This window comes from Pseudomonas furukawaii (genome assembly GCF_002355475.1).
Taxonomy (GTDB): Bacteria; Pseudomonadota; Gammaproteobacteria; order Pseudomonadales; family Pseudomonadaceae; genus Metapseudomonas; species Metapseudomonas furukawaii.
Map to the genome: position 1 here is coordinate 3,936,119 of NZ_AP014862.1, position 24,073 is coordinate 3,960,191.

The 24,073-nt window shown below is 65.8% G+C and carries 19 protein-coding genes; 5 read left to right on the forward strand and 14 right to left on the reverse strand.

Features of this window, described 5'->3' with window-relative positions; genetic code table 11:
- Position 1: 1 nt before the first annotated feature.
- The 10 genes from KF707C_RS18305 to KF707C_RS18350 all read right to left on the reverse strand — a co-directional run bounded on the left by KF707C_RS18305 (position 2) and on the right by KF707C_RS18350 (position 8,407).
- Positions 2 to 1,216: an AAA family ATPase gene (locus KF707C_RS18305; RefSeq protein ID WP_036990660.1), complete on the reverse strand. Its 1,215-nt coding sequence runs from the start codon at positions 1,214 to 1,216 to the stop codon at positions 2 to 4.
- Positions 1,210 to 1,731, reverse strand: coding sequence for a TadE/TadG family type IV pilus assembly protein (locus KF707C_RS18310; protein ID WP_003447844.1), 522 nt, complete (start codon positions 1,729 to 1,731; stop codon positions 1,210 to 1,212). The genes KF707C_RS18305 and KF707C_RS18310 overlap by 7 nt, the downstream gene beginning before the upstream one ends.
- Positions 1,731 to 2,216 (reverse strand): TadE/TadG family type IV pilus assembly protein, encoded by a 486-nt coding sequence (locus tag KF707C_RS18315; RefSeq protein ID WP_036990663.1) that lies wholly within the window; start codon positions 2,214 to 2,216, stop codon positions 1,731 to 1,733. Before KF707C_RS18315 ends, KF707C_RS18310 begins: the two co-directional genes overlap by 1 nt.
- A 10-nt stretch (positions 2,217 to 2,226) precedes the next feature.
- Entirely contained in the window at positions 2,227 to 3,612 is a 1,386-nt protein-coding gene (locus tag KF707C_RS18320; RefSeq protein WP_003447847.1) for a pilus assembly protein TadG-related protein, read from the reverse strand.
- A gap of 10 nt (positions 3,613 to 3,622) precedes the next feature.
- Positions 3,623 to 3,895: a hypothetical protein gene (locus tag KF707C_RS18325; RefSeq protein WP_003447849.1), complete on the reverse strand. Its 273-nt coding sequence runs from the start codon at positions 3,893 to 3,895 to the stop codon at positions 3,623 to 3,625.
- A 14-nt stretch (positions 3,896 to 3,909) separates the two neighbouring features.
- Positions 3,910 to 5,418, reverse strand: a complete 1,509-nt coding sequence (locus KF707C_RS18330; RefSeq protein WP_003447851.1) for a type II and III secretion system protein family protein — start codon at positions 5,416 to 5,418, stop codon at positions 3,910 to 3,912.
- 66 nt (positions 5,419 to 5,484) lie between these two features.
- Positions 5,485 to 6,294, reverse strand: a complete 810-nt coding sequence (gene cpaB / locus KF707C_RS18335) for a Flp pilus assembly protein CpaB (protein ID WP_003447853.1) — start codon at positions 6,292 to 6,294, stop codon at positions 5,485 to 5,487.
- Positions 6,295 to 6,306: 12 nt separating this feature from the next.
- Positions 6,307 to 7,629, reverse strand: coding sequence for a hypothetical protein (locus KF707C_RS18340; protein ID WP_003447855.1), 1,323 nt, complete (start codon positions 7,627 to 7,629; stop codon positions 6,307 to 6,309).
- A 15-nt stretch (positions 7,630 to 7,644) separates the two neighbouring features.
- Entirely contained in the window at positions 7,645 to 8,163 is a 519-nt protein-coding gene (locus KF707C_RS18345) for an A24 family peptidase (protein ID WP_036990667.1), read from the reverse strand.
- Between the two features lie 37 nt (positions 8,164 to 8,200).
- On the reverse strand, positions 8,201 to 8,407 hold the full coding sequence (locus KF707C_RS18350; protein ID WP_036990672.1) for a Flp family type IVb pilin: 207 nt from the start codon (positions 8,405 to 8,407) through the stop codon (positions 8,201 to 8,203).
- Between the two features lie 392 nt (positions 8,408 to 8,799).
- On the opposite strand from KF707C_RS18350, the gene KF707C_RS18355 reads away from it, so the two are divergent.
- Positions 8,800 to 9,657 carry a helix-turn-helix transcriptional regulator gene (locus KF707C_RS18355; RefSeq protein ID WP_036990694.1) on the forward strand — a complete coding sequence of 286 codons (858 nt, stop codon included), beginning with the start codon at positions 8,800 to 8,802 and terminating at the stop codon, positions 9,655 to 9,657.
- 3 nt (positions 9,658 to 9,660) lie between these two features.
- Here the strand turns inward: KF707C_RS18355 and ligA are convergent, their stop codons facing one another.
- From ligA to KF707C_RS18375, 4 genes are all read right to left on the reverse strand, one after another.
- Positions 9,661 to 12,036 (reverse strand): NAD-dependent DNA ligase LigA, encoded by a 2,376-nt coding sequence (gene ligA / locus KF707C_RS18360; RefSeq protein WP_003447863.1) that lies wholly within the window; start codon positions 12,034 to 12,036, stop codon positions 9,661 to 9,663.
- A gap of 68 nt (positions 12,037 to 12,104) precedes the next feature.
- Entirely contained in the window at positions 12,105 to 12,926 is an 822-nt protein-coding gene (zipA, locus tag KF707C_RS18365; protein WP_003447865.1) for a cell division protein ZipA, read from the reverse strand.
- 241 nt (positions 12,927 to 13,167) lie between these two features.
- Complete coding sequence (smc, locus tag KF707C_RS18370) at positions 13,168 to 16,656, reverse strand: chromosome segregation protein SMC (RefSeq protein ID WP_003447867.1); 3,489 nt, start codon at positions 16,654 to 16,656, stop codon at positions 13,168 to 13,170.
- Positions 16,657 to 16,669: 13 nt separating this feature from the next.
- Positions 16,670 to 17,329 carry a GntR family transcriptional regulator gene (locus KF707C_RS18375; RefSeq protein ID WP_003447868.1) on the reverse strand — a complete coding sequence of 220 codons (660 nt, stop codon included), beginning with the start codon at positions 17,327 to 17,329 and terminating at the stop codon, positions 16,670 to 16,672.
- A 411-nt stretch (positions 17,330 to 17,740) separates the two neighbouring features.
- Between KF707C_RS18375 and xdhA the strand changes: the two genes are divergently transcribed.
- The 4 genes from xdhA (at position 17,741) to guaD (ending at position 24,045) form a co-directional block, all read left to right on the forward strand.
- Positions 17,741 to 19,180, forward strand: coding sequence for a xanthine dehydrogenase small subunit (xdhA, locus tag KF707C_RS18380; RefSeq protein WP_003447870.1), 1,440 nt, complete (start codon positions 17,741 to 17,743; stop codon positions 19,178 to 19,180).
- The gene (xdhB, locus tag KF707C_RS18385) at positions 19,173 to 21,569 is read left to right on the forward strand and encodes a xanthine dehydrogenase molybdopterin binding subunit (RefSeq protein ID WP_003447871.1); all 2,397 of its coding nucleotides are present in this window, start codon (positions 19,173 to 19,175) and stop codon (positions 21,567 to 21,569) included. The genes xdhA and xdhB overlap by 8 nt, the downstream gene beginning before the upstream one ends.
- Before the next feature lie 197 nt (positions 21,570 to 21,766).
- Positions 21,767 to 22,600, forward strand: coding sequence for a xanthine dehydrogenase accessory protein XdhC (gene xdhC / locus KF707C_RS18390; RefSeq protein WP_003447872.1), 834 nt, complete (start codon positions 21,767 to 21,769; stop codon positions 22,598 to 22,600).
- A 137-nt stretch (positions 22,601 to 22,737) separates the two neighbouring features.
- Positions 22,738 to 24,045: a guanine deaminase gene (gene guaD / locus KF707C_RS18395; protein ID WP_003447873.1), complete on the forward strand. Its 1,308-nt coding sequence runs from the start codon at positions 22,738 to 22,740 to the stop codon at positions 24,043 to 24,045.
- Positions 24,046 to 24,073: the final 28 nt, after the last annotated feature.

The window sequence follows — 24,073 nt, forward strand, 5'->3', positions numbered from 1 at the left end:
TCTACCCCCTGAACAATCTGCCGATGGTGCGTTTCAACAACCCCTGCCTGGCGTCTTCGATCCCCAGGAGGTCCTGGCTCAGCTCACGCAGGGCCAGGGCCACCTGGGAGCGTGGCGCGTGGAGGACCAGCGGCACGCCGGTGTTCTGGCTTTCCGTTACGGCGGCATAGTCGTTGGGCAGCTTCTGCAGTTCGACGCAACGCAGCGCCTCGGCAATGTCCTTGAGGCTCACCGGGGCCGCCTTGTTGTAACGGTTGACCACCACCTGGATGCGATTGCCCTGCACACCCAGGTCATCCCGCAGGATCCGCACCAGGCGGGCGGCATCCTTCAGGTGACTGAGGCTTTGCTGGACGACGATGTACACCCGGTCGGCCTGCTCCAGGGTGATGCCGGTGAGATGGTCGATCTGCCTGGGAAGATCCGCCACCACCCAGTCGTAGGTGTCGCGCGCCAGCCGCAACAGCGCTTCGAGCTGTTCGAGTCGCACGTCCTGGGTCAGGCACAGTTCGCCGGCGCGACCGCCCAGCACATGCAGGTCCGGGCTGAAGTGGCTGCAGAAGCCACGCAAGGCGACGCCATCCAGCTCATCGACCTGCTGCATGACCTCGAGATGGCTGTGGCTGGGATGCACATCCAGGTAATGCGCCACGCTGCCGAATTGCAGGTCCAGGTCCAGCAGCAGGGTGCCGCCCCGGTTGCTGAGCTGGTGGGCCAGGTTGCAGGCCAGCAGCGTGGCGCCCGAACCGCCCTTGGCATTGATCACGGCAATCAGCTTGCCACCGGCGGCGCCACCCGCGTGGCACTCCGTCATCATCCGGGACAGCGCGGTGCGCAGCTCCGCCTCGGAGACCGGCTCCGGCAGGAAGTCCCGGGCGCCCGCCTGCATCGCCAGGCGCACGCCCTCCCGGTCGTCCAGCGGACCACAGACCAGCAATGGCGGGCGCTCCTTCGCCGGGCGCTGGAGCAGCGCCGCCAGTTCCTCGCGCCATAGATGACTGACCCGCAGCAACAGGAAATCGGGCATCTGCTCCAGCCCATAGAGCGGGTCGGTATGACCGTTGGTGACCAGGCGGGTGCTCACCACCAGCCCCGGCTGCCGCTGGCAGCACCCCTGCAGATGGCGCAGCGCGGCCGCATCGCGGCTGCTGATCAGCAGCCGCGATGCCTGCTTGCCGGGCACGGGGCCAGGCGAGTGTTCTCTGGCGGTCAGCATGGTGTAACCCCCGGTAAGCTGGGCTTGTCCGATCCTTGCGGCCCTTCGGCATGCCGGCCGAGGCTTTCCCTCGGTAGGGTCGACTGGAAGACAGGCAGGGTGATGGTTGAAGAAAAGGTGGGAATCAGCAGGTCGAAGGTGAACCCCACCACCCGCAACTGCACGAAGCGAATGGCACGGAAGCCCGTGGGGCTGGTGAGGTCATTCGGACTCGCGACAGCCGCGCCTTCGGCGTCGAAGTAGGCCAGCACCAGTTGGGACGGCTGGAGATTGCCGATCAGCGAGCTCTCCCCGGTCTCACCCGCCTCGTTGAAGATGGCCCGATGGAGGATATGCACATCCTGTATGTCGCACACGGCGGCCAGCCGGGCGCCCCGGCGCGCCGCCTCGTTGAGCGCATTCACCGTGAAGAACAGCCGGCCCATTTCCAGCACGCCGAACAGCAGCACGAACAGCATTAGGCCGACAATGGCGAATTCGACGACGAAGACCCCGCGCATGGACCTGGCGTTCATCACAGCGCCCTCATCACGGTGGTGGCCACCAGGTTCAGGTTCAGGTCGATCTCGTCGCCCACAAGGGCCGGAATGCCGTCGCCGAGCAGGGGCTGAAAGGCGAAGGTGATGCTCACCTGGACATGCTCGGCATCGAACTCGGTGACGGACACGTCACCGGTCTCGAGCCCGGCCACCACGGGCTGGCTATCGTCGGTAACGCCGGGAATGCCGTAGACCGCGATGTTTCGGGCTTCGCTGACCAGGTCCTTGTCCTGCTGCTGATCCACCAGGACGATCTTGCCCAGGGTACGGTCCCAGGCCTTCCCCGCCACATAGCGGCCCGCGTCACGGCTGGCCTGCAGCAGGCTGTTGTATTGATAAAGCATGCGGCCGAACTCGCCGATGGCCAGCAGCATCAGCAAGAGGAGCGGCAGCGCGATGGCGAACTCCACCATCGCGACACCCCGTTGCCCCCTGGGCTGATGAAACGCGCACCCTTTCATGAGCCTTCTCCTATGAGTCCTTGCTGGGGGTCGAGCCGTTCTCCAAAAAGGTCTTGTACAGCTGGATGATCATCGGGCCCTGGTCGTCCTCCGGGGTCGGGCCGGCCACGCCGTCGCCCTCGCACTCTTCGACGAACTGGCCGAAGATCTGCGCGTCCCCACCAGTGTGGATGCCCGGCTGCACCAGGAAGAAACAGCCGAAGCCGAGCACGGGCACCTGGGTGGCGCCCCCCTTGAGGCCGGTGCAGTCACCCACCACGATCTTGAGGATGCGCCGCTCGAAGACGCCGCCATCGGTGCAGGAGCCCTGGCCCTGGAGACAGGCGCTGGAGGCGTCCTTCCAGTCGTTGTAGTCCAGCAACGGGACGGTCGCGGAGGTGGCGGGATCCGTGTAGGAGAGGTTGCCGTTCGAATCGGCGGAGACCGGAACCCCTGCGGACTTCTTGCTCGCGCCATGGACGATGACGCCATTGGCATCCAGGCTCAGGGCCGGGTCCTTGCCCACCTTGTCGTAACCCACCACCAGGTCCGGCGGGTAGTCGTCCTCGGTGTTCTTGAAGCTGCCGTCGTACTCGTTCATGCGCGTATTCAGGCCAGAGATGGCCTGGCCAACGGTATTGCCCGGCTTGGTGGGAACCTTCTCGCCGACCTCAGGGCAGAGGGTGCCGCCCCCGGCCAGCAACTCGCCCACAGTCTTGGCGCCATTGCCGAAATCCAGCAGTTGGTAGTTGCCATTGGCAAGGCTCTCGTCATTCGCCGCGGTCTTCAGCACCTCCAGGTCACCGAACTGGTAGCCGTGGTAAGTGCCGGCCTGCTCTACGCCACAGACCACCAGCGGAGACAGGTCGCAGGGCGCCGCTGTCGGGCTGGGTCCCGCCGTGGCGATGGCGGCCACCGCCTTGTCCGGCGCCGCCCCGTCACCCAGGGCCTGGAGAACGCCCCAGAGAAAACCCGTCAGGGGGAAGTCGGGCACGGACACCCGGACATAGCGGACATCGCTGCCGGGCGCGGGCGTCGGGACGAAGGCGCCATAGACACTGGCGGAGAACTCCACGACCACGAAGCCGTTCTTGCCACCAGCCGCCGTCATGGCCACGGACAGTTCCGAATTGCCCGCAGCCAGGGCGTTGTTCTCGAAGGTCTGGCGGGCATCGGCGGCCGCGGCGAGGTAGGCGTCGGGATCGTCCAGGGCCTTGCTCAGGGTCTTGGCGCCACTGAGCGCCGCGGCATCCACGGCGTTCTGCAGGCGTGCCTTGTTCAGCAGCAGATGCCCGCCATCCATCGCCAGGGCGCCCATGGCGAGGATGGCCAGCAGGGCGACCGTCACCAGCACCAGCACCGCCCCACGCTGCCGCCGGGGCATCGCCGAAATGGAACCGCGGATGGGAAGGCCCATGGCCGATACCTCAGTTGCCGATATTGATCTGGATGGGCTGGCCCACCTGCTGGGCGTCGCCGGTCTTGCCGCGATAGGCCTCCAGGGTCCGCTCGGTCAGCGGACCATCGCCGCCCGACGCGGAGACTTCCGTCCCCGGATTGGCCGCCCGCTCCTTGTCGGCGATCTGCTGGTAGTGGGTCTGGTACACCGTGGAACCCAGGCTTCCCACTCGCCCCTCTTCGTAGGTCATGCAACCGGTGAGTAGGATCAGGGGAAGCCAGGGAATCAGGATGAATTTCATGGGGCGGTCTCCGGTTACTGAAGGTCATGGCCGAAGCGGCCTTCGCTGACGCCGAGGCTGACGGGAACCGCCCTGCCGGGCTCGCGTCCCTTGGTCTTGCCCAGCAGGTAGAAGTCCAGGTCGCTGGGCTCGACGAACCGCTCGGTGGGCAGCCGCACGGCCTTGGCATCGATGGGCTTGGCCAGGTGCGGCGTGACCAGGATCACCAGCTCGGTCTCGCCATTCTGGAACTGCTGGCTGCGGAACAGGTGACCGAGCACCGGCAGGTCGCCGAGCCCGGGGAACTTGCTGACGAAATCCCGGGTGTTCTCGCTGATCAGGCCGGCGATGGCGATGGTCTGGCCATTGCCCAGCTCCACCGTGGATTGCGCGCTGCGCTTGGTCAGCGAGGGGATCACCTGGGTGACGCCCTCGCCGAGGATGCTCTCCAGCCCGGTGTCCAGGGCCAGGGCGTTGGCATTGGAGAGCTCGCTGACCGAGACGTTGAGGTTGAGGTTGATGCGCCCCTCGTCCAGCACCACGGGCATGAACTTCACGCCGACGCCGAATTCCTTGAACTCGATGGTGATGCCATCGTCCTCGGTGATGGGCACCGGAAACTCGCCACCGGAGATGAACTCCGCCTGCTGCCCGCTCAGGGTGGTCAGCGTGGGCTCGGCCAGGACCTTGGCCGAACCGTTGTCCTTGGCGGCCTCCAGCACCACGTTGAAGAGGAACTCATCCGAGAGGAACTGGGCGAGGAAGCCCTTGCCACTGCCGAACAGCGTGGTCGGATTGACATTGCCGTCCTCATCGAAGCCCAGCCCGGAGCCATTGTTGAAGCCACCGGTGGACCAGCGGCCGGAGGAGCCGAAGTCCAGGGCGTTGAAGCGCACATCCAGGCTCTTGAACAGGTTGCGCTGCATCTCCGCCACCTTCACCTCCAGCATCACCTGCTGGGTGCCGCCGACGCTGAGCAGGTTGATCACATCCAGGGCCTGGGTGGGCGCCGCCTGGGCCTGCTCGCCTTCACCCTGGACGACGCTGGCGCTCTGCGCGGCGTAGGACTTGGCGACCTTGATGGCGGTATCCATGACCGCGGCGCTGCTGACCTGGCCGCGCAGCACCAGGGAGCCCTGGGAGCTGAAGACCTCGATGCGTTCGTTGGGCATCAGCTGGTGCAGCTTCTCCTTGAGCCCGCCCAGGTCATGCACCACATCCAGGTCGAGGCTGTCGATCAGGCGATTGCTGTTGTCCCAGAGCAGCACGTTGGTGCTGCCGAGGGAACGGCCCAGCAGGTAGAGCTGGGTCGGGCTGGTCATCAACAGGTCCGCCACCTCCGGGTTGCCGACGGAAATGCGCTTGACCGGCGCGCGGGTGGTGAGTATCCGCGCCTTGTAGAGGGGGACCTGGATCCGGCCGGTACTGGCGGTCGGCATCGGCGCGGCCGTCACCGGGGGCTGCGCCGCCTCCAGGGGGGGCGTCTGCAGGGTCCAGGCCAGCAGGAGTACTGCCAGGGTTCCAACCTTCCGAATGTTTTGCATAACCCTCTCCTCATGTGACGGGTCACAGCCCTGGCCAGCGTCGCGCCGGTTGGCGGCAGGCGTGCCCTACAGCTGGGCCTTGGCGACTTTCACGTCGGTGCCGCGGATGATGATCACGCCGTACTCGCCATTGCCGCGGCGCACGATGGGCCTCGGTGCGACCGGCGCGGGCGCGGCAGGCGTCGGCGTCGCCGCCGCGGCGACCTTGGCTTCAGGCTTCTTCTGGTCATCCAGGGGATTGCGCAGGGCCAGTTGCAGGCGCCCCTCGCTCATGGCCTTGACCAGGACTTCGGCTTCCTTGGGTGTCATCTCCAGGGTGACCGCCCGTACCACCACCGGCTGGGTCTTGTCGGTGCTGGCGGTCTGGTCGACGGCCAGCACCCGCAGGTCCTGGAGGATGGTCCGGGATTCGGCACCGTCAGCGCCGCCGGATTTGCGCGTGGCCAGCACATCGACCCGGTTGCCCGGCAACAGGAATCCGGCCACCCCGACCACATCGTCGACGCGCACCGAAACGGCGCGCTTGTCGGCGGCGATCAGCGAGGCCAGGGTGCTGCCCCCCAGGTGCTCGGCCACCCGCGCGCTGCGCAGGATGTCGCCGCGAAGCATGGAGAAGGTGGCGATCTTGCCCACCACCTGGTCGGGGGCCGCGAAGGCGTCGTCCGGCACCGTGCCCTTGGGCATGCGCACCACGGTCACCTGCTGGGGCTCGATCATCTGCCCGAAGGGAATCTCCACCGTGGCCACCACTACGGCCTGCAGGTTGTCGTCGGGGCTGGCATTGAGCTTGGCGCTCAGCCAGTTGTTGGCCATCCAGGCGGCGCCCAGGCCCAGGAACAGGGACAGGGCGACGAGGGTGAGGGTTCTTGCGCTCATGTCGGTCTCTCCTCAGCCAAGGAAGTCGAGCTGGACGAAGTAGTTGTGCCAGGCCCACTCCAGGTCCTGGGGCGACAGCGGGCCGGAGCCGTCGAGGTAACGCTGGTGGTCCAGCGCCATCCCCAGCAGGTCCCGGGGGTGACAGGGCACCAGCGGCATGCCCTGGAGTTCGTAGAGGCCCTGCAGCACATAGCGCAGCAGGACGGGGTCGAAGGCGAGGCCGAGCCGTTCGCACTCCTGGCGCCAGATGCGCCCGTACTCCTCCGGCTGCAGGTAGTTGAAATGCAGCTTGTAGCCGATGCGCCGAAGGAAGGCCTCGTCGGCCAGCTCCAGCGGATTGAGGTTGGTGGAGAACACCAGGACCAGGTCGAAAGGAAGCTCGCAATGACGCCCGCCGCCCAGATTGAGGAAATCGCGCTTCTCCTCCATGGGCACGATCCAGCGGTTCAGCAGCTCGGCCGGCGCCATGCGCTGGCGTCCCATGTCGTCGATGATGAACAGGCCGTTGCTGGCCTTCAGTTGCAGGGGCGCCTGGTACAGCCGACTGAAGGGGTCATAGCGGATATCCAGCTGCTCCATGCCGAGTTCGCCGCCGGTGATGACGATAGGCCGCTTGCAGCAGAGCAGGCGCCGGTCGATGCCCTCGTCCAGCAGGAGCTTGTTCGCATCGGGCCGGTCGTCGAGACGCTGGTGCACCTGGGGGTCGTAGATCTCCACCACCGCCTCGTTGATGGCGATGGCATAGGGCACCCAGATGGCCTCGGCGAAGAGGCGGATCAGGCGGCTGCTGATATAGGTCTTACCCGTGCCCGCCGGCCCGTAGATCATGATGGCGCGCCCCGAGTTCATCGCCACGCCCAGCTGGTCCAGCATGGCCTCGGCCAGCACCACGCCGTGAAACGCCGTGCGCATGTCGCGGGCGGTGATGCGTCCGTGGTGGATGGTCTGGAGTTTCAGCAGGGAGCGGTAGGCGCTGATCGGAAAGGGCGCCGCGCCAATGTACCCGCTACGCGCCAGGGCATCGCGGGCGGAACTGCGACCGCGTTCGGTGAGCCCATAACGCAGGGCCTGGCCACCAGCCTGGCCCAGCACCTCGATACGGCCGTCCTTGCGCAGGAAGGCGAGGATTTCCTCCAGCACCGCCCCGGTCAGCGCCAGGCGCTCCACCAGGTGCGGAAGGTCGAGTACGCCGGCGTCGTGCAGGTGCTTGCAGACCAGGTCGCCCAGGAAGTTGTCCGCCAGCCCGGTGTCGCGGATGGTGCGCGGCTGCGGCGCCAGGCGCTGCACCGCTTCGCGCTCGCTGGGGTAGGCATCGCTGTCGCTGATGGCGTACATGGTGTGCCTCCTGACCTAGGACCCGAAGGGCTGCCAGAACATACCGACCAAGGTTCCGATCGCTATGGCGATCGAGTAGGGAAACGGCTTTCCGGCGACTTCGTCCGATGCTGGCGCCAGATAGATACGGGTCCTCAGCATCATTCCGTAGCGCGCCAGGGTCTGAGTCGCCTGTCCACGCACCAGGACAATCAACGCCCCACAGGCGGCACCCGCCATCAGGCTGTAGAACGCAATCCACAGGGCGTCCTGGTACATGAAGAAACTGCCGACCATGGCCATCAGCTTCACGTCACCCGCAGCCATACCCTTGAGAATGTAAAGGGGAAGGAAGATGGCGAACCCGGTCAGCATGCCCAGAAGACTGGCGCTGACTCCGCTGATGCCAGCGGCAAGAAGCTGACTTCCCACCCCCAGCAGAATTCCCGTCAGCACCAGGAGGTTAGGGATACGGTGGCGACGCAGATCGCTCGCCACCGCAACCGCCAGCAGTCCCAGTAGTGACCCCAATGCCCCTAATTGCTCTATGGACATCGCCTACCCCTCTACCGGAGCTGATTTTGAAATCCGCTCAGGGGGCGCAGTTACCGCCAGCAGCCCCTTGGACGGCCTCGCAAAGGGTGGTGATCTTCGTATTCACTTCCCCACCCAAGGCGACGAACATCGCAGCAACGGCGGCCGTAATCAGCCCACCCGCCACCGCGTACTCCACGATGGTCAGCCCATCCTCGTCCTTCACGAACTTCATCACCGAAGTCTTGATCGCTTCAAAAGTCATTTCGCCCACCTCACTCAGTTGTATCCGCTCTGTCTGCAGTGTCCGGCGGCACTTCGCGATCCGCCTGGTCTCGAAACTAGTCAGCCCCCAACACTGGGGGTTAGGAGTTTTTTGCGGATTCCTAGGACTTTCTTGCAGCTGTCATGCAAGCCTCCACTGCGCAACGCCAGGCGGGCTCTGGCCCAGGCGGTGCGCGGCTTGCACAAAGGTGACTGGTCGGATGACGAACGGCGATGGCGACGGGAAAGCCGCGAAAATCAAGGTCCCCAGAACTGGGTAGAACGGACTCGAAGGATTTCAGCCAGGCTTATAGGGATTGGTTCTTTAGCCTGATGGCACAGTGACAATACTGCAGCTCGGGATACCACAATAAATGGGCGATGGGTTGGAACATGCAGTCAGACTCCGCCGTAGAACCAGTCCTGCTCTGGCTCGACCTGACTCGCGACAGGTCGACGCCCGCACTCATGCTGCAGTTCGCGGGCTACTGCACCTGCCGCTTGACGAGCGGAATGGCGGACGTGACCAGGGAAGAGGTGCGCCAGGCCGATATGATCTGCGTCCATTTCGATCGCCCGGATGCCAATGGCCTCAACCTGCTGCTGGACATCAAGCGCCGTTACCCATCGACACCCATCACCATGCTCACCGTCCAGCACTCCGAGGAGCTGGCGATCTGGGCGATGCGCGCGCGGGTCTGGGAATTCGTGATCTTGCCGATGTCGAATGCGGAGCTGCAACGCTACCTGGATAGCCTGTCGCAACTCAGCGAGCTGCGGCGCACCCTTCCCAGCCTGGGCCGCAAGCCGCTGCTGGAGCGCAACCCGCCGCTGCCCGACAGCATTCGCCTGACCACCGGCCACCAGAAGCACAAGGCGCTGAGCAAGGTGATGCCCTATATCGAACAGCACTTTCGCGACTGCGTGGACCAGAAGGAACTGGCCAGGCAATGCGGCATGACCCCCTTTCGTTTCAGCCGGCTGTTCAAGGAGGTCAACGGTGTGGGCTTCATGGAGTACATACTCGGCAAGCGCATGGACTACGCCAAGCACCTGCTGGAAAACAGCCAGATGCCGGTGACCAGCATCGGTTACGAGGCGGGTTTCAAGGACCCGTCCTACTTCGCCCGCGCCTTCAAGCAGCTGGCCGGCTGCAGCCCCAGCGAATACCGCCAGGGCCTGCAGGCGCCCGCTCCCCGGGACGACTCGGCGCCGATGGCGGACCAGGGAGTACTGGACGCCAGCGCCTGAGGCTCAGCCCAGGGTCTCCAGTTCCGCCAGGAACTGCTGCTCATCCAGCACGCGAACACCCAGTTCGTTGGCCTTGGCCAGCTTCGAGCCCGCCCCCGGCCCGGCCACCACGCAGTGGGTCCGCGCCGACACCGAGCCCGCCACCTTGGCGCCCAGGGTCTCCAGCTTCTCCTTGGCGGCCTCGCGGGTCATCACCTCGAGGGTGCCGGTCAACACCCAGGTCTGACCGGCCAGTGGCAGGCCCTCCACGGCCTTCTTCTCGCTCTCCCAGTGCATGCCGAAATCCCTCAACTGGGCCTCGATGGCCTGAGCTCGTTGCACCTGCTCCGGCTGCGCGAAGAACTCCCGCAGTGCCTGCTTGGCCTTCTCGTTCACGCCCTTCATCACGCTGAGCTCGAGCCAGTCGCGACTGAGGGCCACCAGGCCTTCCAGGCTGCCGGCCTTCTCCGCCAGGTTCTTCGCGCCGGTGGCCGCGATACCGGCGATGTTCAGCTTGTCGATGAAACCGGCGAAGGTCGCGCAGGCGGCGAACTCGGGGCTGAGGCCGCCCTCCTCCTGCAACTCGACGCCCCGCGCCAGCAGGTCGGAAATCACCCGCTGGTTGTGTTCGTCGGAGAAGAAGGCGTGGATCTCGTGGGCCACTTCCAGGCCCACGTCCGGCAGGTAGGTGAGGACATCCGGCAGGGCCTGCTGGATACGCTCCAGGGAACCCAGGGCGCGGGCCAGAAGCTTGGCGGTTTCCTCACCCACATCGGGAATCCCCAGGGCGTAGATGAAACGCGCCAGGGTGGGCTTGCGGCTGTCTGCGATGGCCGCCAGCAGGTTGCGGGTGGAGAGGTCGGCGAAACCCTCCAGCTCCACCACCTGCTCGTACTTCAGGGTGTAGAGGTCCGCAGGGGACGCCACCAGGCCGGTGTCCACCAGTTGCTCCACGATCTTGTCCCCCAGCCCCTCGATATCCAGGGCACGGCGGGAAGCGAAGTGAATGATCGCCTGCTTCAGCTGGGCGCCGCAGGCCAGGCGGCCGACGCAACGGTAGATGGCGCCTTCGCTGACGGTTTCCCTGCCCTTGCCGCGCTTAACCAGCTGGGTACGCTCCACCGCCGAACCGCAGACCGGGCACTGCTCGGGAATATGCACCGGACGGGCCTCGGCGGGACGACGTTCGAGCACCACCTGCATCACTTGCGGAATCACGTCGCCGGCGCGGCGGACGATGACGGTATCGCCGATGCGCAGGTCCAGGCGCGCCACTTCGTCCATGTTGTGCAGCGTCGCATTGGAGACGGTGACACCCGCCACCTGCACCGGCTTGAGCCGCGCCACCGGCGTCACCGCGCCGGTGCGTCCCACCTGGAACTCCACGTCCAGCAACTCGGTGAGTTCCTCCCGGGCCGGGAACTTGTGCGCCAGCGCCCAGCGCGGCTCGCGGGCCCGGAAGCCCAGTTCACGCTGCCAGGCGAGGTTGTTGAGCTTGTACACCACGCCATCGATCTCGTAGGCCAGGCTGTCCCGGCGCTCGCCGATGTCGCGGTAGTACGCCAGGCAACCCTGGGCGCCCTTCACCCGCTTCAGCTCACGGCTGATGGGCAGCCCCCAGCCCTTGAGCGCCTGGAGAATGTCGAACTGGTTGTCCGGCAACTCGCCCTCCACCCGGCCGAAACCGTAGGCGCAGAACTCCAGCGGGCGGCTGGCGGTGATCCTCGCATCCAGCTGACGCAGGCTGCCGGCGGCGGCGTTGCGCGGGTTGGCGAAGGTCTTGCCGCCGGCCTCGGCCTGGCGCGCATTCAACGCCTCGAAACCGGCCCTGGACATGAACACCTCGCCACGCACCTCCAGCACGGCGGGCCAGCCCTGGCCCTGAAGCTTCAGGGGCAGATTGCGGATGGTGCGGACGTTGCCGCTGATGTCCTCGCCGGTGCTGCCATCGCCACGGGTGGCGCCGCGCACCAGCAAGCCGTTCTCGTATAGCAGGCTGACTGCCAGGCCATCGAGCTTGGGCTCGCAGGTGTACTCCACCTCGGGACCATCGCCGAACAGATCGCCCCCCGGCAGCAGCTCCCCGAGTCCCTCGCGGACCCGACGGTCGAAATCCAGCAGGTCCTGCTCCTCGAAGGCGTTGCCGAGACTCAGCATCGGCACTTCATGGCGAACCTCGCCGAACGCCGCCAAGGCCGCGCCGCTGACCCGCTGGGTGGGGGATTCCGGCGTCACCAGCTCCGGGTGCTCAGCCTCCAGGGCCTGCAACTCGCGGAACAGGCGATCGTACTCGGCATCCGGCACGCTGGGTTGATCCAGCACGTAGTAGCGGTAGTTGTGTGCATCCAGCTCGGCGCGCAGGGCGTTGATGCGTTCAGCGGCGGTTTGGGCGTCGGTCATGGTCTGGCTCTGATCGTGTGAAACAAAAAGAGCAGCCTGGGCTGCTCTTTAGTCGACCAAGCGCTGGATCAGCGCTTCTGGGTCAGGTGCTTGCGTTCGAATTCGACGATGCGCTGGCGGTAATGCTCGATGGTCTGAGCGGTCATCACGCTGCGCTGGTCGTCCTTCAGCTCGCCATTGAGTTCCTGGGACAGCTTGCGGGCGGCGGCCACCATCACGTCGAAGGCCTGCTTCGGATGGCGCGGGCCCGGCAGGCCGAGGAAGAAGCTCACGGCGCGGGTGCTGAAGTGGTCGATGTCATCCAGGTCGAAAGTACCCGGCTTGACGCCATTGGCCATGGAGAACAGCACTTCGCCGTTGCCGGCCATGCTCTCGTGGCGATGGAAGATGTCCATGGAACCGAAACGCAGGCCGCTTTCCAGGATGTTCTGCAGCAGGGCCGGCCCCTTGAAGCCGCCCTCGTCGCGGGCGACCACGTTGATCACCAGCACTTCCTCCACCGGAACCTCCGGCTGCGGCTGGGCCTGGGGGTGAGCCTTGCCGTTCTTCTTGCCACCCTCGTCGACGGGGTTGAGCAGCGTCGGCACCGGCTCGTCCAGGTTGAGGTCGCCCTGCTGGGGCTCGCCACGGCGCTTGTTCGGTTCCCGGGCACTGAGGGAAGGCAGGTCGGCCTCGTCCAGGGACGGTTCCTGGTGCGGGCGATCCTTGACCCGTGCAGGGCCCAGGAGGTTGGGGTCCTCATCATCGTCCGTCGCATTGGAGAAGCTTCGGTCAAGCTTGAACTTGAGCTTCCCCTTGCCGCCACTCATGCGGCGCCAGCCATCGAACAGAATGCCGGCGATTACGATGATGCCAATGACGATCAGCCACTCGCGCAGACCGATATCCATGTAGTCCTGTGTCCCCTAGTGAAGAATATGCAAACTGAAAAAATGATGAAGAAAGGACATCCCGTCCCCTGAAACGCGGCGCCCAACTCCATGTTCTGACAGGCGTTTTCCACGTGCGACAAAATTGGGCATAAAGCTAGCACGACCAGACCAGCAGAGAAACCTCTGATAGGGGCTTAGGCCACGGGCAATGCGAATTTGATTCGTCCGCCCCGCAGGAGTTCGCCCCAGGCCCCGTTCACTAGGCCTCGACCATCGACATCGCCTCCTCCACATCCACCGCCACCAGGCGCGAACACCCCGGTTCATGCATGGTCACGCCCATCAACTGATCGGCCATTTCCATGGCGATCTTGTTGTGGGTGATATAGATGAATTGCACCTTCTCGGACATTTCCTTTACCAGACGCGCATAACGACCGACGTTGGCGTCGTCAAGCGGCGCGTCCACCTCGTCCAGCATGCAGAACGGCGCGGGATTGAGCTGGAAGATGGCGAACACCAGGGCCAGGGCCGTCAGCGCCTTCTCGCCCCCCGAAAGCAGGTGGATGGTGCTGTTCTTCTTCCCCGGCGGCCGCGCCATGATGGCCACGCCGGTGTCCAGCAGGTCCTCTCCGGTGAGCTCCAGGTAGGCGTGGCCACCGCCGAAGACCTTGGGGAACAGCGCCTGCAGGCCGGCGTTGATCTGATCGAAGGTTTCCTTGAAGCGGTTGCGGGTTTCCCGGTCGATCTTGCGGATGACGTTTTCCAGCGTCTCCAGGGCCTCTACCAGGTCATCGTTCTGCGCATCGAGATAACGCTTGCGCTCCGATTGCTGCTGGTACTCGTCGATGGCCGCGAGGTTGATCGGACCCAGGCGCTGGATCCGCCCGGCGAGCCGCTCCAGCTCCTCTTCCCAGGCCGGCTCGGTCGCGTCCGACGGAAGCGTGGCGAGCACCCCGTGGAGGTCGTAGCCGTCCTCGTGAAGTTGCTCCTGCAGGGCCTTTCGACGCACCGTGAGGGCCTGCCACTCCAGGCGCTGCTGCTCCAGCTGGCCACGCAGCAGTTGCGACTGCTGCTCGGCCTGGGTACGGCGTTTCTCGGCGTCGCGCAGCTCGCGGTCGGCGTCTTCCAGGGCCAGCCGCGCCTGCTTGAGCTCTTCCTCCACGCCCATGCGCCGCTCCAGCAGCTCCTCGAGCTTGATACGCAGCTCTTCGAGGGGCGCGGCGCCCTCTTCCAGGTTGAGGTTGAGCTGCTCACGGCGCTCATTGAGACGCTCGAACTGCAGGGTCAGGCGCTCCAGGGCCTGGCGGGTGGAATCATGCTGCGCCCGCAGGGAGCCCAGACGCACGGCCAACTGGTGAGCATGGTCCTTGTGCTGCCGGGCGTCCTGGCGGATGCGGTCAAGGCGCTCCCGCAGGCCATCGCGCTCGGCCAGCAGGCGCTCCCGCTGCTCGGTGTCGTTGGCCATGGCGTCCAGCGCGTCCTGCAAGGTCAGGCGCGCCTCGCCCAGCTGTTCATGCTCCAGGGCTCGTTGCTCGCCGAGTTCCGCCAGCTCTTCCTCCAGGCGACGGCGGCGCAGGGCCAGCTGCTCCACCTTGGCCTGCTGGGCGGAGAGTCGGGCCTTGAGCTCGCCCAGGGTGCGGGACTCCTCCTGCAGCAGGCGACGCTGCTGCTCACGGGCCTCTTCCTGCTGCCGCTGGCTGTCGCGCAGCTGCTGCAGGCGCTCTTCCAGTTGTTCCAGGGCCGCCTCGCGCTCCTCGCGCTCGGCGCTCAGGCGCTCCAGCTCCTGGCCACGGGCCAGAAGACCACTCTCGGCCTCGCTGGCGCGGCGTACCCGCAGGAAGTTGCGGCCGATCCAGTAACCGTCACGGCTGATCAGGCTCTCGCCCTCGCCCAGAGCAGCGCGCCGGGCCAGGGCCTGGTCGAGGCTCTCCACGGGCAGCACCTTCGCCAGCCAGGGCGCGAGGTCCAGCGGCGCCTCCACCTTGTCCAGCAGGCTGCCCGGTACGCGGGACGCACCACGACTCGCACTGGCCAGGCGCAGTTCGCCCTGACTGAAGCCGGACAGGTCGAGCCCGGCGAAATCGTCCAACAGGACAGCCTGGAGATCGGCGCCAAGCACGGTTTCCACCGCCAGCTCCCAACCCGCCTCGACCCGCAGGCCCTCGGCCAGGCGCGGGCGCTCGGCCAACCCCTGTTCCCCGAGCCATTCGGCGGCGCCCTTGCCAGGGTTCAGCGCGGCCTGTTGCAGTGCCTCCAGCGAGGCGATGCGCCCATTCAGGCGTTGCAGTTCGCCCTGGGCCTGCTGCTGGGCCTGGCCGGCCTGCTGCAGCTCGTCCCGCAGGCTGTCCAGGCGTTCCGCCAGGGCCTGCTCGGCGGCCTGGAGCTCCTCCAGGCGCAGATCGCCCAGGGCCAGGTCTTCCAGCATGTCCTGGATAGCGGCGTCCTCGGGGTCGGCGGCCAGCTGGGCGCGCTCATCGCTGAGACGACGCTCACGCTCCAGCAGTCGCTCCAGGCTCTGCTCCAACTGCTGGATGCGCGCCTGCTGCACCTCGGCCTGCCGGCGGGGCTCCGCACTGCTCTGGTTGAAGCCGTCCCAGCGCTCCTGCCAGGCCTGCATGCCGGATTCCGATTCTTCCAGTTGGGCGGCGGCCTCCTCGGCGGCGGCGGCACTCATCTCCTGCTCCGGGATGAGCATGTCCAGCTCCTCGCCCAGGGTGGCGAGCAGCTGGCGGTCATGGCCCAGGTGGGATTCGGTTTCCTGACGGGCCCGTTCGGCATCCCGCAGGTCGTCCTGCAACTGGCGCAGGCGTTGCTGGCCATGCTGGATGCTCTGTTCCACCCGGGCGATATCGCCGCCCACGGAATAGAAACGTCCCTGCACCTGGTTGAAGCGCTCGGACAGCTCGTGGTGACCGTCGCGCAGCCGCTCGATGCTGGCGTCGGCGCTGCGCTGCTCCGCCACCAGGGCCTCGAAGCTCACTTCCTGGTTGCCGATCACCGACTCGCGCTGCCCCACCTGCTCGTTCAGCGCCTGCCACTTCAGGGCGGCGAGCTGCGCCTTCAGCTGGCGCTCCTCGGCCTTGTACTCCTGGTACTTCTCGGCGGACTGTGCCTGGCGATGCAGGCGCTCCAGCTGGCGCTCCAGCTCGTCGCGCAGGTCGGTGAGGCGCGCCAGGTTCTCCTGGGTGCGACGGATACGGCTCTCGGTCTCGCGACGGCGCTCCTTGTACTTGGAGATGCCGGCGGCTTCCTCGATGAAGTTGCGCAGGTCCTCGGGCTTGGCCTCGATGAGCTTGGAGATCATCCCCTGCTCGATGATGGAGTAGCTGCGCGGCCCCAGGCCGGTGCCGAGGAAGATGTCGGTGATATCGCGGCGCCGGCACTTGGTGCCGTTGAGGAAGTAGGTGTTCTGGCCGTCGCGGGTCACGCGGCGGCGGATGGAAATCTCGGCGAAGGCGGCGTACTCGCCCACCAGCGTGTTGTCGGAGTTGTCGAAGATCAGCTCGATGCTGGCCTGGGCCACCGGCTTGCGGGTGTTGGAGCCGTTGAAGATGACGTCGGTCATCGACTCGCCACGGAGGTTCTTCGCCGAACTCTCGCCCATCACCCAGCGAACGGCGTCGATGATATTGGACTTGCCGCAACCGTTGGGGCCGACCACCGCTGCCATGTTGCTGGGGAAGCTGACCGTGGTCGGGTCCACGAAGGACTTGAATCCGGCCAGCTTGATGCACTTCAGCCGCATCGTCGGGCTCCGTTCATCGCTCGGCCAGGGCCGCGAGCACGAGCTCGCAGTTCTGCTTGCCGTAGTCCAGCAGCACCTCGCGGATGCGCACCGGGTCCCGATCGATCACCGCCAGCAGCAGTCCGTCGAACACGGCGCCGAAGGTGCCCATCTGGCCACGACGGCGCTCCAGGGCGATGTAGTAGGTACGGGCGATGGCCGGCTGCAGGTTGTCCAGCGTCTGCTGCAGGTAGGGGTTGTCGGCGAAGGGATAGGCCGCCTGCATGATGGCGAAGCTGGAGTCGACGAAGGCGAGGATGTCCTCCTTCTCGCGGGCCTCCGCCAGCCGCTGCTGGATGACGCGGAACGGCGCGAGGTCCTCCTCGGTGCGCCAGTGTTCGGCCACCGCGTAGCCCAGCAGGATGTAGAGCTCCATCACCAGCGTATAGAGGCTGCGCACGTGCTGCTGGGTCAGCTCCGAGACCTGGGCACCACGGCGGGGCAGGATGGTGATGAGGTGGCGACGTTCGAGGATCAGCAGCGCCTCGCGCACCGACCCCCGGCTGACATTCATGGCCTGGGTGACTTTCTGTTCCTGGATGCGCTCACGCTCTTTCAGCTCGCCGCGGATGATGCGCTCGGCCAGGTGCTGGGCGATCTGCTCGGACAGGCTGTCCGGTGCCTTGAACGTCATGGTTGTCCTTTGAACTGGGGATGTTGGGACGCCTTGCCGGACCGTTTCCCCGGGAAAAGCGCCGGCGCTGACAGTACTACGGGTACGGGCAGGGGGTGCAAGCACGGCAAGGGAAATTTCCGACTCTGCCGCAGGATAGGGCAGGCGCCGCAGTCTACCACAAGGTCCCGGATGCCCACCGGGGCCCTTCAGGGCGTAAAGCCGGACGCGTCCGTCTTTCCTACACTGGATGCAGGAGCCACGAATTGCGCCAGATCCGCGAGACAGAGCGGGTACGGCGGGCCAATAACCGAATGGAAGGATGTTTTCCTGACTTTAGAGTCAAAAATTTATTGACCCACAAGTCAGAGCCTTCTAAATTTGCGCCCATACGAGCCCTCGTAAAAACAATAAAGTGCCTGGAGGTCGTCCTTGATCCAGTTTTTACTCAATCGTGAGCTGCGCACCGAGCAAGCCCTCGATCCCAATGTCACGGTGCTCAACTACTTGCGTGAGCATGTCGGCAAGACCGGTACCAAAGAAGGCTGCGCCTCTGGCGACTGTGGTGCCTGCACCGTGGTGGTCGGCGAGCTGGAGGGTGATCGCGTCCGCTACCGCACCCTCAACTCCTGCCTGACCTTCGTGTCCTCGCTGCACGGCAAGCAACTCATCACCGTCGAAGACCTCAAGCACAAGGGCCAGTTGCACAGCGTGCAACAGGCCATGGTGGACTGCCACGGTTCCCAGTGCGGCTTCTGCACCCCCGGCTTCGTCATGTCGCTGTTCGCCCTGCAGAAGAACAGCAACGGCTACGACAAGGGCCAGACCCTGGAAGCCCTGGCCGGCAACCTGTGCCGCTGCACCGGCTACCGCCCGATCATCGATGCCGCCGAGCAGGCCTGCTGCCAGAAGCAGCCCGACCAGTTCGACGCCGCCGAAGCCGAGACGGTCGCCAGGCTGAAAGCCATCGCTCCCCGTGACACCGCCGAGCTCAACAGCGGCGACAAGCGCTGCCTGGTGCCGACGACCATCGCCGACCTGGCCGACTTCTATGTCTCCAACCCGCAGGCCCGCCTGCTGGCCGGCGGCACCGACCTGGCCCTGGAAGTCACCCAGTTCCACCGCGAGCTGCCGGTGATGATCTACGTCGGTCACATCGAATCGATGAAGCGCATCGAGGAGAATGGCGACTTCATCGAGATCGGCGCCGCCACCCCGCTGTCCGACTGCTACGAGACCCTGTCCCGCGAGTACCCGGACTTCGGCGAACTGCTGCACCGCTTCGCGTCCCTGCAGATCCGCAACCAGGGCACCCTGGGCGGCAACATCGGCAACGCCTCCCCCATCGGCGACGCCCCGCCGCTGCTGATCGCCCTCGGCGCCGAGATCGTCCTGCGCAAGGGCAACCAGACCCGCATCCTGCCGCTGGATGAATACTTCCTCGACTACAAGGTCACCGCCCGCCAGGAGTCCGAGTTCATCGAAAAGGTGCGCGTCCCCCGCGCCCGCAAGAACCAGACCTTCCGCGCCTACAAGGTGTCCAAGCGCCTGGACGACGACATCTCCGCCGTCTGCGCCGCCTTCAACCTGGTGATCGAGGATGGCGTGGTACGCCGCGCCCGTGTCGCCTTCGGCGGCATGGCCGGCATTCCCAAGCGCGCCAGCGCCTGCGAGGAAGCCCTGGTCGGCTCGGCCTGGTACCCGGGCACCGTGGAGCGCGCCTGCGAGGCGCTCGCCAAGGACTTCACCCCGCTCACGGACTTCCGTGCCAGCAAGGAATATCGCCTGCTGACCGCACAGAACCTGCTGCGCAAGTTCTTCCTCGAACTGCAATCCCCTGAAGTCGAAACCCGGGTGACCGCTTATGTCTAACAAGCACCACATCAAGACCCAGGAAGAGCTGGCGGAGCTGTTCCGCGCCGACATCACCACCGGCGTCGGCAAGAACGTCAAGCACGAGAGCGCGCCCAAGCACGTGACCGGCGAAGCGGTGTACGTGGACGACCGCCTGGAGTTTCCCAACCAGCTCCATGTCTATGCCCGCATGAGCGACCGCGCCCATGCGCGCATCACCCGCATCGACACCCGTCCCTGCTACGAGATCCCCGGGGTGGCCATCGCCATCACCGCCGAGGACGTGCCGGGTCAGCTGGACATCGGCCCGGTAGTGGCCGGTGACCCGCTGCTGGCGGACGGCAAGGTGGAGTATGTCGGCCAGGTGGTCCTGGCGGTCGGCGCCGACAGCCTGGAAACCGCGCGCAAGGCGGCCATGGCGGCCATCGTCGAGTACGAGGACCTGGAACCCGTGCTCGACGTGGTCGAGGCCTACAAGAAGAAGCACTACGTGCTCGATCCGCACCAGCACAAGCGAGGCGACTCCGCCACCGCGCTGGCCGCCTCGAAGCACCGCCTGCAGGGCAACCTGCATATCGGCGGTCAGGAGCACTTCTACCTGGAGACCCAGATTTCCTCGGTGATGCCTACCGAGGATGGCGGCATGATCGTCTACACCTCCAGCCAGAACCCCACCGAAGTGCAGAAGCTGGTGGCCGAAGTGCTGGGCGTGCCGATGAACAAGATCGTCATCGACATGCGCCGCATGGGCGGTGGCTTCGGTGGCAAGGAAACCCAGGCCGCCGGACCGGCGTGCCTCTGCGCCGTGATCGCCCACCTCACCGGGCGGCCGACCAAGATGCGCCTGCCGCGCATGGAAGACATGAGCATCACCGGCAAGCGCCACCCCTTCTACGTCGAGTACGACATCGGCTTCGACGACGACGGCCTGCTCACCGGCATCGAACTGCAACTGGCGGGCAACTGCGGTTACTCGCCGGACCTGTCCGGCTCCATCGTCGACCGCGCCATGTTCCACTCGGACAACGCCTACTTCCTCGAACACGCCACCATCAATGGCCTGCGCTGCAAGACCAACACCGCGTCGAACACCGCCTACCGCGGATTCGGCGGCCCGCAGGGCATGGTCGCCATCGAGGAGATCATGGACGTCATCGCCCACCACCTGGGCAAGGACCCGCTGGCGGTGCGCAAGCTCAACTACTACGGCAAGGACGAGCGCAACGTCACCCACTACTACCAGACCGTCGAGCACAACATGCTCGAGGAGATGACCGCCGAGCTGGAAGCCAGCGCCGAGTATGCCCAGCGCCGCGAGGCCATCCGCGCCTTCAACGCCCAGAGCCCGGTACTGAAGAAAGGCCTGGCGATGACGCCGGTGAAGTTCGGCATCAGCTTCACCGCCACCTTCCTCAACCAGGCCGGCGCGCTGATCCACGTCTACACCGACGGCAGCATCCACCTGAACCACGGCGGCACCGAGATGGGCCAGGGCCTCAACACCAAGGTCGCCCAGGTCGTGGCCGAAGTGTTCCAGGTGGACATCTCGCGCATCCAGATCACCGCCACCAACACCGACAAGGTGCCCAACACCTCGCCGACCGCCGCCTCCAGCGGCACCGACCTGAACGGCAAGGCCGCGCAGAACGCCGCCGAGACCATCAAGGGCCGCCTGGTGGACTTCCTCGTCAGCCACTTCAAGGTCACCCCCGAGGACGTGCAGTTCAAGAACGACCAGGTACGCGTGCGTGATCGCTTCCTGTCCTTCGAGGAAGTGATCCAGCTGGCCTACTTCAACCAGATCTCGCTCTCCAGCACCGGCTTCTACCGCACGCCGAAGATTTTCTACGACCGCGACAAGGCGGCGGGTCGCCCCTTCTACTACTTCGCCTACGGCATGGCCTGCTGCGAAGTGCTGGTGGACACCCTCACCGGTGAGTACAGGATGCTGCGCACCGATATCCTCCACGACGTCGGCGCCTCGCTGAACCCGGCTATCGACATCGGCCAGGTCGAGGGTGCCTTCGTCCAGGGCATGGGCTGGCTGACCACCGAGGAACTGGTGTGGAACGCCAAGGGCAAGCTGATGACCAACGGCCCGGCGAGCTACAAGATCCCGGCCATCGCCGACATGCCCATCGACCTGCGGGTGAAGCTGGTGGAGAACCGCAAGAACCCCGAGCAGACGGTGTTCCACTCCAAGGCCGTGGGCGAGCCGCCCTTCATGCTCGGCATCGCCGCCTGGTGCGCCATCAAGGACGCCGTGGCCAGCCTCGCCGACTACAAGGCCCACCCGCAGATCGACGCACCGGCTACCCCCGAGCGCGTGCTCTGGGGCGTGGAGCAGATGCGCAAGCTGCAACGGCCGGCCCGTTCCTCCGCCCAGGCGGAGGTCGAACCGGCATGACCACGGGGGCCGGCCGCACCGGCCCCTGAACCACCCCAACGGTGCAGAACAATGACAACATCCACCGAACGAACGAAGACGATGCAGCCGGGGAGCGAACCCGTGTTGCTGGAAACGCTGCCGGCACCGGTTCGTCCCAGGGACGACTGGCGCCTGTCACGCACGACGCGGCCACTGCGTAGCTGGAGATTGAGCAAATGAGTTGGATCAGTGCCCTTGCCGACCTGCAGCAACGCGGAGAACCCTGCGTGCTGGTGACCATCATCGAGGAGCGCGGCTCCACGCCGCGCAATGCCGGTTCCAAGATGGTGGTGACCGCCGAGCGCCTCTTCGAGACCATCGGTGGGGGCCACCTCGAGTTCAAGGCGATGGAGATCGCCCGCCAGATGCTCGTGGAACGCACCCTGGAAACCCGCCTTGAGCGTTTCAGCCTGGGCGCCAGCCTGGGCCAGTGCTGCGGCGGGGCCACCGTGCTCTTGTTCGAGCCCATGGGCCAGCCCCAGGCGCATATCGCCGTGTTCGGTGCCGGCCACGTCGGGCGCGCCCTTGTGCCCCTGCTGGCGAGCCTGCCGTGCAAGGTGCGCTGGATCGACTCCCGCGAAAGCGAGTTCCCGGCGACTGTCCCGGCCGGCGTGGACAAGGTGGTCAACGAGGACGTGATCGACGAGATCGCCGCCATGCCCAAGGGCAGCTATTTCATCGTCATGACCCACGATCACCAGTTGGATCTCGAGCTCACCGCCGAGATCCTCAAGCGCAACGACTTCGCCTACTTCGGCCTGATCGGCTCGAAGACCAAGCGCGTCAAGTTCGAGCACCGCCTGCGCACCCGAGGCTTCGCCGCCGAGACGGTGCAGCGCATGCGCTGCCCCATGGGCATCGGCGAGGTCAAGGGCAAGCTGCCGGCCGAGATCGCCATCTCCATCGCCGGGGAGGTGGTGGCCACCTATAACGCCAACTTCGGGCAGGAAGTGAAGAAAGGGGACACGGTCGCGCGCCTGACCCCCTCCTCCCGCCGCGAACAGGCCTGAGTTCCAGCCTTCTCCCGTACGGAGAGAAGGCGACGCGTTGTGCCGGGTGGGGAGCGCCGCGTGACAGGGAGCTCCCCACTCCGGCCTCACCCCTGCGGAACGACGCGACAATCGCAACAATTTTCAACGAGACTGACATGACCCGCCACGTAACCGCCTACCGCTCCGCCATCCTGCACAGCATCGCCGACCCCGCCGAAGTGGGCATCGAACAGTCCTACCAGTACCTCGAAGATGGCCTGCTGGTGGTGGAGGATGGCCGGGTCAAGGCCCTGGGCGACGCCAATGCGCTGCTGCCCAGCCTGGCCGCCGACGTCGAGGTCCTCGAGTACCGCGACGCCCTGATCACCCCCGGCTTCATCGACACCCATATCCACTTCCCCCAGACCGGTATGATCGCTTCCTACGGCGAGCAGTTGCTGGACTGGCTGAACACCTACACCTTCCCCACCGAGAAGCAGTTCGCCGACAAGGCCCACGCCGCCGACGTCGCCGGCATCTTCATCAAGGAGCTGCTGCGCAACGGCACCACCACCGCGCTGGTGTTCGGTACCGTGCACAAGGAGTCGGTGGACGCCTTCTTCGAAGCCGCCCACGCCCTGGACCTGCGGATGATCGCCGGCAAGGTGCTGATGGACCGCAACGCCCCGGACTACCTCACCGATACCGCCGAGTCCGGCTACGCCGACAGCAAGGAGCTGATCGAGCGCTGGCACGGCAAGGGTCGTCTGCACTACGCCGTGACCCCCCGCTTCGCCCCCACCAGCACTCCGGAACAGCTGGAGCTGGCCGGCAAGCTGTACGGCGAGTACCCGGGCCTCTACATGCACACCCACCTGTCCGAGAACCGCAAGGAGATCGAATGGGTGAAAGAGCTGTTCCCGGCACGCAAGGGCTACCTCGACGTCTACGACCACTACAAGCTGATCGGCGAACGCTCGGTCTTCGCCCACGGCGTCCACCTCTGCGACGACGAATGCAAGCGACTGGCGGAGACCGGTTCGGCGGTGGCCTTCTGCCCCACCTCCAACCTGTTCCTCGGCAGCGGCCTGTTCGACCTGGAGAAGCTCGAAGCGCACGGCGTGCGCGTGGGCCTGGGCACCGATGTCGGCGCCGGCACCAGCTTCTCCCAGCTGCAATCGCTCAACGAGGCCTACAAGGTCATGCAGTTGCAGGGCAAGAAGCTCGACCCCTTCAAGTCCCTTTACCTCGCCACCCTCGGCGGCGCCCGGGCGCTCTACCTGGATGACCGCATCGGCAACTTCCAGACCGGCAAGGACGCGGACTTCGTGGTCCTCGATTACAAGGCCACACCGCTGCTGGACTATCGCATGCAGCAGGCCAGATCCCTGCCGGAGAAACTGTTCGCCCTGACCATCCTCGGCGACGACCGCACGGTGAAGGAGACCTTCGCCGCCGGCCGCAGCGTGCACCAGCGCGACTGAGGGATAGCAAGACAAGAAAGCCCCGCAT